Source organism: Pseudoxanthomonas suwonensis (assembly GCF_000972865.1).
Taxonomy (GTDB): Bacteria; Pseudomonadota; Gammaproteobacteria; order Xanthomonadales; family Xanthomonadaceae; genus Pseudoxanthomonas; species Pseudoxanthomonas suwonensis_B.
The window spans coordinates 1225056-1238448 of record NZ_CP011144.1 but is presented as its reverse complement, the minus strand read 5'-3'; the positions used below and the strand labels follow the sequence as shown (position 1 = coordinate 1238448).

General features: G+C 72.9%; 9 protein-coding genes. 8 read left to right on the top strand and 1 reads right to left on the bottom strand.

What is annotated here, in order from left to right:
• Positions 1–22 precede the first annotated feature (22 nt).
• From WQ53_RS05270 to glnE, 3 genes are all read left to right on the top strand, one after another.
• The gene (locus WQ53_RS05270; RefSeq protein ID WP_052631099.1) at positions 23–1099 is read left to right on the top strand and encodes a 3-deoxy-7-phosphoheptulonate synthase; all 1077 of its coding nucleotides are present in this window, start codon (positions 23–25) and stop codon (positions 1097–1099) included.
• Positions 1100–1194: 95 nt separating this feature from the next.
• A complete protein-coding gene (locus WQ53_RS05265) occupies positions 1195–3411 on the top strand; it encodes a hypothetical protein (protein WP_052631098.1) in 2217 nt (738 codons plus the stop codon).
• 789 nt (positions 3412–4200) lie between these two features.
• Positions 4201–7047: a bifunctional [glutamate--ammonia ligase]-adenylyl-L-tyrosine phosphorylase/[glutamate--ammonia-ligase] adenylyltransferase gene (gene glnE, locus WQ53_RS05260; RefSeq protein ID WP_052631097.1), complete on the top strand. Its 2847-nt coding sequence runs from the start codon at positions 4201–4203 to the stop codon at positions 7045–7047.
• A gap of 270 nt (positions 7048–7317) precedes the next feature.
• Here the strand turns inward: glnE and WQ53_RS05255 are convergent, their stop codons facing one another.
• Positions 7318–8307, bottom strand: coding sequence for a mitochondrial fission ELM1 family protein (locus WQ53_RS05255; RefSeq protein WP_052633931.1), 990 nt, complete (start codon positions 8305–8307; stop codon positions 7318–7320).
• Between the two features lie 116 nt (positions 8308–8423).
• On the opposite strand from WQ53_RS05255, the gene WQ53_RS05250 reads away from it, so the two are divergent.
• The 5 genes from WQ53_RS05250 (at position 8424) to WQ53_RS05230 (ending at position 13317) form a co-directional block, all read left to right on the top strand.
• A complete protein-coding gene (locus WQ53_RS05250; RefSeq protein ID WP_052633930.1) occupies positions 8424–9011 on the top strand; it encodes a malonic semialdehyde reductase in 588 nt (195 codons plus the stop codon).
• 50 nt (positions 9012–9061) lie between these two features.
• The gene (locus WQ53_RS05245) at positions 9062–9646 is read left to right on the top strand and encodes a YceI family protein (RefSeq protein ID WP_052631096.1); all 585 of its coding nucleotides are present in this window, start codon (positions 9062–9064) and stop codon (positions 9644–9646) included.
• A 1029-nt stretch (positions 9647–10675) separates the two neighbouring features.
• On the top strand, positions 10676–10873 hold the full coding sequence (locus tag WQ53_RS05240; protein ID WP_052631095.1) for a zinc-finger domain-containing protein: 198 nt from the start codon (positions 10676–10678) through the stop codon (positions 10871–10873).
• A gap of 28 nt (positions 10874–10901) precedes the next feature.
• The gene (locus WQ53_RS05235; RefSeq protein ID WP_052631094.1) at positions 10902–12020 is read left to right on the top strand and encodes a glycosyltransferase; all 1119 of its coding nucleotides are present in this window, start codon (positions 10902–10904) and stop codon (positions 12018–12020) included.
• Complete coding sequence (locus WQ53_RS05230; RefSeq protein WP_052631093.1) at positions 12001–13317, top strand: O-antigen ligase family protein; 1317 nt, start codon at positions 12001–12003, stop codon at positions 13315–13317. The genes WQ53_RS05235 and WQ53_RS05230 overlap by 20 nt, the downstream gene beginning before the upstream one ends.
• Positions 13318–13393 lie beyond the last annotated feature (76 nt).

The window sequence follows — 13393 nt, the reverse complement described above, 5'->3', positions numbered from 1 at the left end:
AAACGACACTAGGAGCACCCCCATGGCCCCCCACACCGACGACCTGCGCATCCGCCGCATCGACGCGCTGGTCCCGCCCGCGCAGTTGATCACGCAGATCCCCTGCACCGACGCCGTGTCAGACACCGTGACCGACGCGCGCCGCGCGCTGCACCGCATCCTGCATGGCCACGAGGACCGCCTGGCGGTGGTGATCGGCCCGTGCTCGATCCACGACCCGGCCGCGGCCATCGAGTACGCGCGCCGGCTGCGTCCGCTGCGCGACGCGCTCGGCGACGCGCTGGAGATCGTGATGCGCGTGTACTTCGAGAAGCCGCGCACCACGGTGGGCTGGAAGGGCCTGATCAACGACCCCGACCTGGACGGCAGCTTCAACATCAACAAGGGCCTGCACACCGCGCGCGCGCTGCTGCGCGACATCAACCTGCTCGGCCTGCCCGCCGGCTGCGAGTACCTGGACACGATCTCGCCGCAGTACATCGCCGACCTGGTGGCCTGGGGCGCGATCGGCGCGCGCACCACCGAGAGCCAGATCCACCGCGAGATGGCCTCGGGCCTGTCGTGCCCGGTCGGCTTCAAGAACGGCACCGACGGCAACGTGCGGATCGCCGCCGACGCGGTGATGGCCGCCTCGCACCCGCACCATTTCCTGGCCGTGACCAAGGACGGGCGCTCGGCGATCGCCGCCACCGCCGGCAATCCGGACGGCCACGTGATCCTGCGCGGCGGCAAGGCGCCCAACCACGACGCCGCCGGTGTGCAGGCGGCCAGCGAGGTGCTGGCCAGGGCCGGGCTGCCGGCGCGGATCATGATCGACGCCAGCCACGCCAACAGCGGCAAGGACCCGGACAACCAGCCGGCGGTGGTCGAGGACATCGCCTGCCAGGTCGAGGGCGGCGATGCGCGGATCATCGGGGTGATGGTCGAGAGCCATCTGGTCGGCGGCCGCCAGGAACTGGTCGACGGCCGCGCCGCCACCTACGGCCAGAGCATCACCGACGGCTGCCTGGACTGGGAGCGCTCGGTGCAGGTGCTGGAGCGGCTGGCGCGCGCGGTGCGCGTGCGCCGCGCGCAGGGCAGGGCTGACGTGGCGGCGTGAGTTTCCGGTCGCCGCGGGGTCCGCGCGGCACGGATGCGCCTGCCGCGCTTTCGCTGTAGCTTGCCTACGTTGCGGCCACAGGCAGGTTGCCGACCATGGACATGCGCGCACGGGCAAGGGAATGGCGGGAGCGGTGGCTGGCGTTCTGGCGCGGCCGGCCGCGCTGGCTGCGGCGCACCGCCTGGACGCTGCTGGTCGCCTACGCGGCCTACCTGCTGCTGGGCAACCTGTTCCTCAACACCCCGCTCGGCACCTGGACGGCCAACCGCAAGCCGGAGAAGTTCCAGGCCCAGTGGGGCCTGGCGGTCACCCTGTTCCCCGGGCATGTCGTCGCCCGCAACGTGCGCCTGCAGGGCCAGGTGCGGCACACCGCATGGGACGTCCAGGCCGAGCGCGTGCGTGGCCGCCTCGCCCTGTGGCCGCTGCTGAAGAAGGAAGTGCGCGTGCCTTCGGTCGTGGCGTCCGGCGTCACCGGCGGCGCGCGGCACGTGCAGACCAGCCGCGAGCCGCCGCCGCCGCGGCCCGGCGGCTGGACCCTGCTGTTCGACCGGATCGCGGCCGACCACGTGCTGCGCGGGCACTTCGACGAACTGGTGCTGGAGGGCAACGGCAGCGCCACGTTCGGATTCTCCAAGCAGCTGCGCGGCGGGCCGATGCAGATCCTGCCCTCGTCGTTCCGCTTCGACCACGCACGGGTGCTGGCCGATGGCGAGCAGTGGCTGGATGGAGTCCGGCTCGACGGCGATTTCTCGATCAAGCGCCACACCCGAGCGCAGGCGCCGGGCGCGCGCAAGCTGCTGCTCACCGATGGCGTGCTGGCGGTCGACGCGGAAGGCGCTTCGCTGCGCGGCTACTTCGATCCGCAGGGGCATTTCCGGATCGCGGCCGCGCCCGGTGGCGGGCAACTCCACGCGCGGCTGGAGATGCGCGACGGCGTGCTGCAGCCCGGCGGCACCGTGCGCTGGACCGCGCCGATGCAGGGTGTCGGCATCACCGGCGCGGCTCTGGACGGCGAAATACGGCTGGAGGCGAGCGTCGACGAGGACATCGCCCTGCGGCTGCAGGTGCCCGAACGCGAGGGCGGCACGCTCGACCTCGACGCCGAACTGAACCTGCAGGGCCGCCAGCTGCCGGTGCAGGGCGACCTGCACGCGGTGCTGCCGCGCGCCTCCGGACACGTGGTCGGGCACTGGCATTTCAAGTCGCTGGACTGGGTGCCGCGGATGTTCAACGCGCCGCCCTGGCTGCAGCTGGACGGCTCGGGCGACCTGGTGGCCGACCTGCGCCTGGAGGAGGGGCGGCCCGCGCCGGGCAGCCATGTCGAACTGCCGGACGTGGCGGTGGTGGCCACGGTCATGGGCAACGACATCAGCGGCCAGGGGCGCGTGCGCGCGGACCTGGGCGTGTCGGACTCCGGCGGACTGCAGACCCGGATCGGCGTGCAGCTGGACCGCTATTCGATCGCGGGCGCGCAGGCATCGTCGACGCCGTACGCGAAGGGCAACGACCTGCGGCTGGACGTGACCGTCGACGGCGTGCCGTCGCGCGACGGCGGCCTCGGCGCCAGCAGCGCGCACCTGCGCTTCACCGGTGCGCAGGTGCCGGACCTGCGGGTGTACAACCGCTTCCTGTCCGAGCAGATGCGGATCGAGGGCGGCAGCGGCACCGCCAGCGCGGACCTGGTCCTGGACGGCGCCGGTGGCATAGGCCATGGCACGGTCAGCGCGCAGGGCCACGGCGCGCGCATGTCGATGGGCGGGCGTGAATTGCGCGGCGATGTCGCACTGGATGCGCGCCTGAACCGGGCCGACCTGGAGCAGCGCCAGTTCGATCTCGATGGCAGCCAGGTGCGGCTGCGCAACGTGAGCTCGCGCGATGCCGACGGCCAGTCGCGACAGGGCTGGTGGACACAGGTCGATCTGCCCAGCGCGCGGATCGACCTGGCCGCGCCCAACTCGGTGTCGGGCAAGGTCCAGGTGCAGGCCAGCGACGTGGGCTTCCTGCTGGACCTGTTCGGCAACGGCCACGGCTACCCACACTGGATGGACCGGCTGGTGGATTCGGGCCAGGTCCAGGCCAGCGCGCGGGTGCACTGGCAGGGCGACACCCTGGTGCTGGACGACGTGCACGCGCGCAACGACCGTTACGAGGTCCAGGCCCGCCTGCGGCTGGCCGGCGACGACCGGCACGGTCAGTTGCTCGCACGCATGGGCGTGCTCTCAGCCGGGGTGGACTTGCGGAACGGCCAGCGCGACATGCACCTGGTCCGCGCCCGCGAATGGTTCGAGGCACAGCCCGCCCTGCTGCGCTGACGCCGTCGTCGGACCCCCTGTCACCGGTTTCAGCCAGCAGGTTCTCCCTATTCAGTTTTCCCGCGGAAAACTGCAGAAATTGAACCTACCGGTGCTGTTTTGCAGTGCAGCGTGCAAAGCCCCTAACGGCTCCTTCACGATGGCCCCGCATCCCGACGTGGGGGAGGGAGCAGGCCCGCTGGCAGTTCGCTGCAAGCGGGCTTTTTTTATGGTTATTGGCCCATTCGAGGGGATGGGTCGCGATGCCGAGGCAACTGCAACCGCAAGAGCGCCGGGGGTGGCCAGCTTCGGGCGGAGCCGCGGCAGTGCGGGTGTGTTGCGGTCGTCTCGGCGGCACATCCGTGTGCCGACTCACCGACGCGGCCATCGCTGGCCGCTGCCGCAACACACCCGCACTGCCACGTCTTCGGGGCGCTTTGGGGTCGTGGCTTCGTCATCGCCAACGGCCTGCCGGCTCCGTTCGTCGCCCGACGACCTGCTCTTGTGTAGGAGCCGGGCTTGCCCGCGACGCGACGCCGTCGGCACAGGCGACGCCCTCATGATTCCGACGCCCGTGTCGCCGACTGAAGTCAGCTCCTACAGGAGAGCGGCCGCGCCGTGGCTGTTGTAGGAGCCGGGTTCAGCCGGCGACCCGACGCCGTCGGCACAGGCGACGCCCTCGTGGTTCCGACGCCCGTGCCGCCAGCAAGCTGGGCTCCTACAGGAAGCCCGAGACCATCGGGCGCGGCGGCTTTGATGGCGACGCATGACGTGGGGAACGGGCGACAGGCGCATGCCACAATCGCCGCGATGAGCATCCGACCTGGCCAGGCGGCCGATTCCCCCTCCGACACTGGCGGCGACAGCGAAGCATTGCGCGTCCGCATCGGCACGCGCGCGCTGGCCAGCCTGCGCGCGGCCGCGCCGCGCCATGCGGCGCTGCTGGAGGATGCGGGCCTGTGCGCGCGTGTCGAGCGCGTGGCCCTGGCCAGCGACTTCGCGGTCGACACCCTGCGCCGGCAGCCGGCGCTGCTGGAGCACCTGGCCGCGGACGATCCGGCCCCGTTGCCCGAACCGCGGCTGGATCCGGCGCAACCGCTGGCCTGGCCGACCCAGCTGCGCCAGTACCGCACCGCCGAATCCACGCGGCTGGTGTGGCGCGACGTGCTCGGCCTGGACGACGTCGACGCCACCCTGGCGGGCAGCACGGGTCTGGCCGAGGCCTGCCTGCGCCTGGCGCTGGAAGCGGTGGAGCGCGAGTTCGCCGAACGCCACGGCGTGGTCCGCGACGCCGCCGGCGCGGCCCAGCGGCTGGTGGTGTTCGGGCTGGGCAAGCTCGGCGGCGGCGAGCTGAACTTCTCCTCCGACATCGACCTGGTCTACGCGTATCCGCACGACGGCGAGTCCGACGGCCGCCGCGCGCTTGCGGCCGAGGACTATTTCGCGCGGCTTGGCCAGCGCCTGGCCAAACTGCTGGACGAGGTCACCGGCGACGGCTTCTGCCACCGCGTCGACCTGCGCCTGCGCCCGTTCGGCAACGCTGGGCGGGTGGCGTGGTCGTTCGCGGCGATGGACCAGTACTTCCAGCGCGAGGGCCGCGACTGGGAGCGCTACGCCTGGCTCAAGGCGCGCGCGGTCGCCGGCGATATCGATGCCGGCGAGGCGTGGCTGGAAACGCTGCGCCCGTTCGTCTACCGGCGCTACCTCGACTACACCGCGCTCGACGGCCTGCGCACGATGAAGGCGGCGATCGTGGCCGAGATGCAGCGCCGGGACATGGCCGACGACCTCAAGCGCGGTCCCGGCGGCATCCGCGAGATCGAGTTCCTGGTGCAGTCGCTGCAGCTGATCCGCGGCGGCCGCGAGCCGGCGCTGCGCGGGCGCCGGCTGCTGCCGGCGCTGGAGGCACTGGTCGCGGCCGGGCAGATCGCGCCGGACCACGGCCAGGCACTGGCCGCGGCCTACCGCTTCCTGCGCCGGCTGGAGAACCGGGTGCAGATGCTGCGCGACGCGCAGACCCATGCGCTGCCGGAGGCCGACGAGGATCGCCTGCGCCTGGCGGCCGCGCTGGGATACGACGGCTGGGAAACACTGCAGCAGGCACTGGCGCAGTACCGGGCGCAGGTATCGGCCGAGTTCGACGCGCTGCTGGTGCCGCGCCGTGGCGAAGCGGCGCCGGACGCGCTGGAAAGCTACTGGCGCGCGCTGCCCGACGGCGGCCAGGCGCAGGCGCTGGCCGATGCCGGTTTCGCCGACGCCGAGGGTGCCGACGCGTCGCTGCGCGACTTCGCCCGCGGCAACGGCGTGCGCGCGCTGTCGGACGCGGCGCGCACGCGACTGGACCGGGTGGTGCCGGCGCTGCTCGGTGCCGCCGCGCGCTCGGCGCAGCCGGAGGCGGCGCTGCGGCGCCTGCTCGGCCTGCTGCAGGCGGTCCTGCGCCGCGCCAGCTACCTGGCCCTGCTCGACGAGCAGCCCAGCGCGCTGGCGCGGCTGGTCGACGTGCTCGCCCGCAGCGCGCTGCTGGCCGAGCGCATCGCCGCCTACCCGTTGCTGCTGGACGAACTGCTCGATGCGCGCGTGGCCGGGTCCATGCCCGACGCGGCGGCGATGCGCGCGGCGTGCGCGGCCGCGGTGCAGGCGCAGGGCGACGATCCGGAAGCCGCCCTGCGCGCGCTCAACGAGGTGCGGCAGGCGCTGAGCTTCCGCATCGCCCTGGCCGCGCTGGACCGGCGCCAGCCGGCGGAGGACAGCGCGCGGCAGCTGGCGGCGCTGGCCGACGCGGTGGTGACCGAGGTACTGGGCATGGCCGACGCCGAGGTGGTGGCCGCGCACGGGCCGCTGCCCGGTGGCCGCTTCGCCGTGGTCGGCTATGGCAGCCTGGGTGGCAGCGAGCTGGGATTCGGCTCGGACCTGGACCTGGTGTTCCTGTACGACGCCGATCCGGCGGCGGTGTCGGACGGCAGGCGTCCGCTGGAGGCGGCGCGCTGGTACGCGCGGCTGGCGCAGAAGGTGGTCGCCCTGCTCGGCGCGGTGACCAGTGCCGGCCGCCTGTACGAGACGGACATGCGCCTGCGCCCGGACGGCGGCAAGAGCCTGTTGGTGTCGTCGCTGGCCAGCTACGAGGACTACCAGCTGCAGCGCGCCTGGACCTGGGAGCACCAGGCGCTGGTGCGGGCGCGGCCGGTCGCCGGCGACGCCTCGCTGTGCGCCGATTTCGAACGGATACGCGCACGTACGCTGGGCCGCACGCGCGACGCGACAGCGCTGGCGGCCGACGTGGACCAGATGCGCCAGCGCATGCGTGCCGAACTGGACCGCAGTGACGCGGCGCGGTTCGACCTCAAGCAGGGCGCCGGCGGTCTGGTCGACCTGGAGTTCCTGTTGCAGTACGGCGTGCTGGCGGGCGCCGCCGCCACGCCCGCGCTGCTGGAGCCACGCGACAGCCCCGGGCTGCTCGGTGCGCTGGCCGCCTGCGCCTGGCTGGAGGCGGAGGAGGCGCAGACACTGCACCACGCGCATGCGGTGCTGCTGGAGGCGGGCCTGGCCTGCACGCTGGACCGTCGTCCGCGGTTGGCCGCGGAGACCGAGGCGATCACCGCCGCGCGAGGGCAGATCACGCACGCAGTGCAGCGGCACGGCTTGCGGTTCGATCCGTAGCGACGGTCTCTGCCCGTCGTCCCCGCGCGGGCGGGGACCCGGCAAGTCGGGCGCAGGGTGACCCGGCGCGCCGCGTGGCATGCATGCCACGCGCACGTCAGGCCATCGGGCGGTGCGGCCCTAGGTGGTCGATCCATGCGGGCGTCGCTTCGCGGCGTTTGGCTGCCATGGCTGCTGCGCGCGAATGCGTCGCTTGACGTCCCTGGTCCCCGCAGCGGTGCGACAGGGTTGCAGCGGCCAACGCGGTCCCGCGCGGTGCCTGGCTGGAGGCTAGAGCGGCTCCCGCGACGGTGCGGCGAGGCCCAGGCGTTCGCGGACCACATCGGCCACCCGCGCGGTCTCGCGCAGCGGCACCACCGGGAAGTGCGCGGGTCCGTCGTCGGCTTCGCGGATGCGGTCGCGCGCCTGCAGCGCGTGCAGGAACGCGCCGATCTTCCCGGTCGCGCATCCCGGCGCGAACACGTGCACCGGCACGGACGTGGCGCAGGCCTCGGACAGCATGTTCACCGAGTCGGGCGTGCAGATGATGCGGTCGGCGCAGGCCAGCATGCCCGGATAGGGATTGGCGCCGCTGCCGTCCCAGAGCAGGCCGGGCAGCCCGCGCACGGCATCGCGCAGGCCATCGATCGCCGCGGCCGGCGTGCGCCGCGACACCGTGGCCAGGAGGCTGCCGCCCTCGGCCCGTACCCGTTGCCGCAGTTGTTCCAGCAGCGCCTGCAGCCCGGCCACGGTCCAGCGCGCATGCCGGGTCGGCCCGCCGACCAGCAGCACCCGGCGCGGCTGCGGCAGCGCCAGCAGGGCGCGGAAGCGGCCGGTGGCGTCGGCCAGCCAGGCGTCGTCGACCGGGTTGAGGCTGCCCAGCACCGGGACCACGTTCGCGCCGCGCAGGCCGTCGTGCTCGGGGGCGACGACGATGTCCCAGTGCCGGCTGTCCAGCCGCGGGTCGAGGATCTGCACCGTACGCGCGCCGCGTTCGCGCAGCAGGCGGGTCGCCAATGCGCCCTGGCGGCCGCAGCCGATCGCCAGCGCCGGAGGCGGCCGGGTCAGGGCGGTGGCGAACGCCGGGCCGAACGCGTGGCGGCTGCCGGGCAGCCGGCGCGGCGCGAGCCAGCGCCATGGCCGGCACGGTTCCAGCGGCGGGATGTGCGCGGCGACCGCCAGTGCGCGGGCCAGCGCTTCGGCCTGGCGCAGGTTGCCGGCATGGCCGTCGGTGAGGAGCCAGGTGGCGGTGCCGGTCGGAGTTCGTTGCGGAAACGACATCAATTCGTTCCGGAGCAAGTTCATAAAAGCGCTGTTGCAACACTCTACACTGGCGCCCTGTCTGGGAGCCGTGCAGCCGAAGCCTGCGGCCCCGCCACGAAACCCGGGGACCGATGATGCCGCACCCGCTGAACGATGCCGCGCTGGACCAGTTGTTCCGCACCGCCCGCAGCTACAACGCCTTCCGCGGCGAGGTCGGCGACGACACCCTGCGCCGGCTCTACGACCTGCTGAAGTTCGGGCCGACCCAGGCCAACACCACCCCGGCGCGGTTCGTATTCGTGAAGTCGGCCGAGGCCAAGGCCAAGCTCGGCCCGGCGCTGGACCCCGGCAACTACCAGAAGACCATGGACGCGCCGGTGACCGTGATCATCGGCCGCGACGAGGATTTCCACGAGAAGCTGCCGTTCCTGTTCCCGCATGCCGACGCCAAGGCCTGGTTCGACGGCCCGCGCGAGCACCGGCAGAAGCCGGCGCTGCGCAACATGGGCCTGCAGGCCGGCTACCTTATCCTGGCCGCGCGCGCGCTGGGCCTGGATGCCGGCCCGATGAGCGGCTTCGACAACGCCCAGGTCGACGCGGCGTTCTTCGCCGGCACCAATATCAAGTCCGACATCCTCGTGAACCTCGGCCAGGGCGACCCGGCCAGCATCTTCCCGCGCTCGCCGCGGCTGCCGTTCGACGAGGCCGCGCGCATCGAATGATGCGTCCGGCCCGGCGTCCCTCCACCTGCATTCCAGAAGGAGTTTTCTCCATGCGCATCCGCCTGTTGTCCGCCGCCGCCCTGCTCGCCTTCGCCGCTGCGCCGGCTTTCGCCGCGCCGGTGACCTACACGCTCGACCCGACCCACACCAACGTGCTGGCGCAGTGGAACCACCTCGGCTTCTCCAACCCGTTCGCCAACTTCGGCGACGTCGAGGGCACCCTGGTCTACGACGCCGCCGACGTCGGCAAGTCCAGCGTCCAGCTGACGCTGCCGATCTCGGGCCTGGAGGCGTTCAGCGCGAAGTTCAACGAGCACTTGCGCAGCCCGGATTTCTTCGACGCCGCCAAGTACCCGAATGCGACTTTCAAGAGCACCCGGGTCGAGGCTGCCGGCGAAGGCAAGCTGAAGGTGACCGGCGACCTGACGATCAAGGACGTCACTCGGCCGGTGGTGCTTGACGTGACCCTGAACAAGGCTGGCGAGCATCCGATGAGGAAGGTGCCGGCGATCGGCTTCGACGCCACCGCCACCATCAGCCGCACCGAGTTCGGCGTCGGCGCCTACGTGCCGAACATTGGCGACGAAGTCACCCTGCGCATCACCACCGAGGCCACTGCGGCCAAGGCCAAGTAAAGCCGGCGGTCTCTCCCTCCCCCCGCCGCGCGCCGGCCCGTGGATCACGGGCCGGCGTTTTTGTTTGGGGTCTTGGTCCATTTGAGGGGACGGGCTGTGACGGCAACCGCAACTGCAACTGCAACCGCAAGAGCGCCTGGGGTGGCCGGCTCCGGGCTGAGCCGCGGCAGTGCGGGTGTGTTGCGGTCGGCTCGACGGCACATCCGTGTGCCGACTCGCCGACGCGGCCATCCCTGGCCGCTGCCGCAACACACCCGCACCGCCGCGTCTTCGGGAGCTTTGGGGTCGTAGCTCCGCTCCGGCGTCCAGAAGCAACGGCCGTCGTTGCGCTGTTCTGTAGGAGCCGGGCTTGCCTGCGACACGACGCCGTCGGCACAGGCGAGGTCCTCGTGATCCCGACGCCCGTGTCGCCGACTGAAGTCAGCTCCTACAGGAGAGCGGTTGCGCCGCGGCTGTTGTAGGAGCCGGGTTCAGCCAGCGACACGACGCCGTCGGCACAGGCGAGGTCCTCGTGATCCCGACGCCCGTGTCGCCGACTGAAGTCAGCTCCTACAGAAGAGCGGTTGCGCCGCGGCTGTTGTAGGAGCCGGGTTCAGCCGGCGACCCGACGCCGTCGGCACAGGCGACGCCTTCGTGATCCAGACGCCCGTGTCGCCGACTGAAGTCAGCTCCTACAGAAGAGCGGCCGCGCCGCGGCTGTTGTAGGAGCCGGGTTCAGCCGGCGACACGACGACCTCGGCACAGGCGGCGCCCTCATGATCCCGACGCCCATATCGCCAGCAAGCTGGGCTCCTACAGAAAGCCTAGGGCCATCGGACGCAGCGGCCTTTCGCCAGGCGATGGAGGCCACGACCGCAACACACCTGGCCTGCCGCGGCTCAGCCCGAAGCCGATCACGCCCAACGCTGTTGCCGTTGCAGTGCGGACCCACCGCCTGGTAATCGGCGAACAACCGTTTTCCTGCCCAGCCACCGCCCGGCGGGCGCGCTGCTAGAATCGGCGCCTGTTTCGCACCGCCTGCCGCACGCCATGACCACGACCGCCACCGCGCCCGCCAACGCCGAGAAGCGCTACACCGTGCACCGGGCCGACCTGCCGCTGAGCTGCCCGACCCCGGAGATGGCGCTGTGGAATTCGCATCCGCGGGTCTACCTGCCGGTCGAGGACGCGCCCGACCACCAGGCCCAGTGCCCGTACTGCGGCGCGATCTACCGGCTGGTCGACTGACCCCGCGACCCGCCCGCAGGCCGGCCCGGTGAGTCGCCGCCTGACCGTGGTCCAGCTGCTGCCGGCCCTGGCGTCCGGGGGCGTCGAACGTTCCACCCTGGAGATCGCCGTCGCGCTGGTCGCGGCCGGGCACCGGGCCATCGTCGTCTCTGCCGGCGGGCGGCTGCTGCCGGCGCTGCAGGCGACCGGCGCGGAACACGTCGAATTGGACATCGGCCGCAAGTCGCCGGCAGTGCTGCGCCACCTGCCGGCGCTGCGCGCGCTGCTGCGGCGCGAGGGCGCCGACATCGTCCACGCACGCTCGCGGCTGCCGGCCTGGCTGGGGCGGATGGCGCTGGCCACGCTGCCTGCCGCGCGGCGGCCGCGCTGGATCACCACCGTGCACGGGCTGAACTCGCCGGGCCGCTACAGCGCGGTGATGGCCAGCGGCGAACGCGTGGTGTGCGTGTCGGAGACGGTGCGCGACTACGTCCTGCAGCACTACCCCGCGACCCCGCCGCAGCGGCTGCGGGTGATCCCGCGCGGGATCGACCCGGCGCAGTTCCCGCGGCGGCCGCATCCGGATCCGCAGGCGCGCGCGCAGGTCGCGCAGGAACATCCTGCGCTGGCCGGCCAGGGCCCGCTGTTGCTGCTGCCCGGCCGCGGCACGCGTCTGAAAGGACATAGAGACGCACTGCAGCTGCTGGCCGCGCTGCGCGCCGGACCGTTCCCGGAGGCGCAGCTGTGGATGCCCGGCGCGCGCGAGGTCGGGCGCGAGGCGTACCTGGACGAACTGCAGGCGCAGGCGGCGCAGCTGGAGGTCGCCGCGGCGGTCCTGTTCACCGCACCGACCTCGCGCATCGCCGAGGCGTACGCGGCCAGCGACCTGGTGCTGCAGCTCTCGCGCAAGCCCGAGGCGTTCGGCCGCACCGTGGCCGAGGCGCTGTCGGTCGGTCGCCCGGTATTGGGCTGGGCGCATGGCGGCGTCGGTGAACTGCTGGCGCAGCTGCAGCCGCAGGGCGCGGTGCCGGCGTTCGACGCCACGGCGCTGGCCACCACCGCGGCCGCGCTGCTGCGCGCGCCGCCGCGTCCGCCCGACGCCATTCCCTACACGCTGCAGGCGATGCAGCAGGCGACCCTGGATCTGTATGCCGAACTGGCCGGCTGAACACGACACCGCGCCTGCGCGCGCCTTCGCCTGGACCCCGTGGTGGGTGCTGGCCTTCGTCGCATTGTGGCCGCTGCCCGGCTTGGCCGAGGGCGTGCTCGCGCTGGGCGCGCTGGCGGTGCTGGCGCAGCTGGCGGTCACCCTGGCCAAGGGCCGGCCGTTGCCGCTGGACCGGCGCGCGGCGTGGCTGGCGACTGCACTGTTCGCGGCCTACTGGCTGCCCGAGCTGCTGTCGGCGCCCGACGCGCTTGACCGCGGCCGGGCATGGAAGGAGGCCGCCGCCGACCTGCGCTACCTGCCGTTCCTGTGGGCGGTGGCGATCGCGCTGCACGCCGCGCGCGGCCGGCGCCTGGTCTTCCCCGGGCTGGCGATGATCGCCGCGATATGGACCCTGGATGCGCTGCTGCAGGCGGCGTCGGGTACCAGCCCGCTGTTCTGGAGCCTGGATACGCTCAAGCGCATGGCCGCGGGCGAGGGCTTCTGCACGGCGGCCGAGGTGCTGGCCGCCGACCGGCTCAGCGGTGTGTTCGGGCCCTGCAACCTCAAGCTGGGCCTGGTGCTGGCGAGCCTGTCGCCGTTCCCGCTGGCCGCGGCGGCGCGGCGCTTCGGCGCGGCCGGCTGGTGCGTGGCGGCGCTGGCCCTGGGCGCGGCGGTGCTGCTCGGCGGCGCGCGCGCGGCCTGGCTGACCTACGCGCTGGTGCTGGCGTTCTCGGGCTGGCAGGTGCTGGGCGCGCGCCGGCTGCTGGGGTTCGCCGCCGCCGGCGTGGCCGGGCTGCTGGTGCTGTACGCGGTCTCGCCGCAGCTGCAGCAGCGGGTGGCGCGCACCGCGCTGGCGTTCGAACAGGCGCAGGACGGGGTCGACGGCGCGCTGTCCGGGCGTGGCCGGATCTGGCAGGGCGCGGCCTGCATGGCCGCCGCGCATCCGTTGAATGGCGTGGGCGTGCGCGGCTTCCGGGTCGCCTGGGAAGCCTGCGACCCGGCGCCGGCACAGGCGCCGGCCTGGGGCGAAGGCGACGCCTACCACGCGCACCAGCTGGTGCTGGAACTGCTCAGCGAGACCGGCGCGCTCGGCCTGCTGCTGTGGCTGGCGGGCGCATGGGTGGTGTGGCGCAGCTGGCGCGCGGCCGACGCGACCGCGCGCGACCGAGCACGGCCGGCGCTGCTGGCGCTGGCGGTGACGGTGTTCCCGTTCAACACCCACCTGGCGTTCTATTCGACCTTCTGGGGCGGGCTGGCGCTGCTGCTGGCCGGGCTGTACGCCGGCGCCCTTTACGGCCGCGACGACCGCTCCTTGTAGGAGCCGGGTTCAGCCGGCGACACGGGCGTCGGAATCATGGGGGCGTCGCCTGTGCCGATGTCGTCGCGTGGTCGGC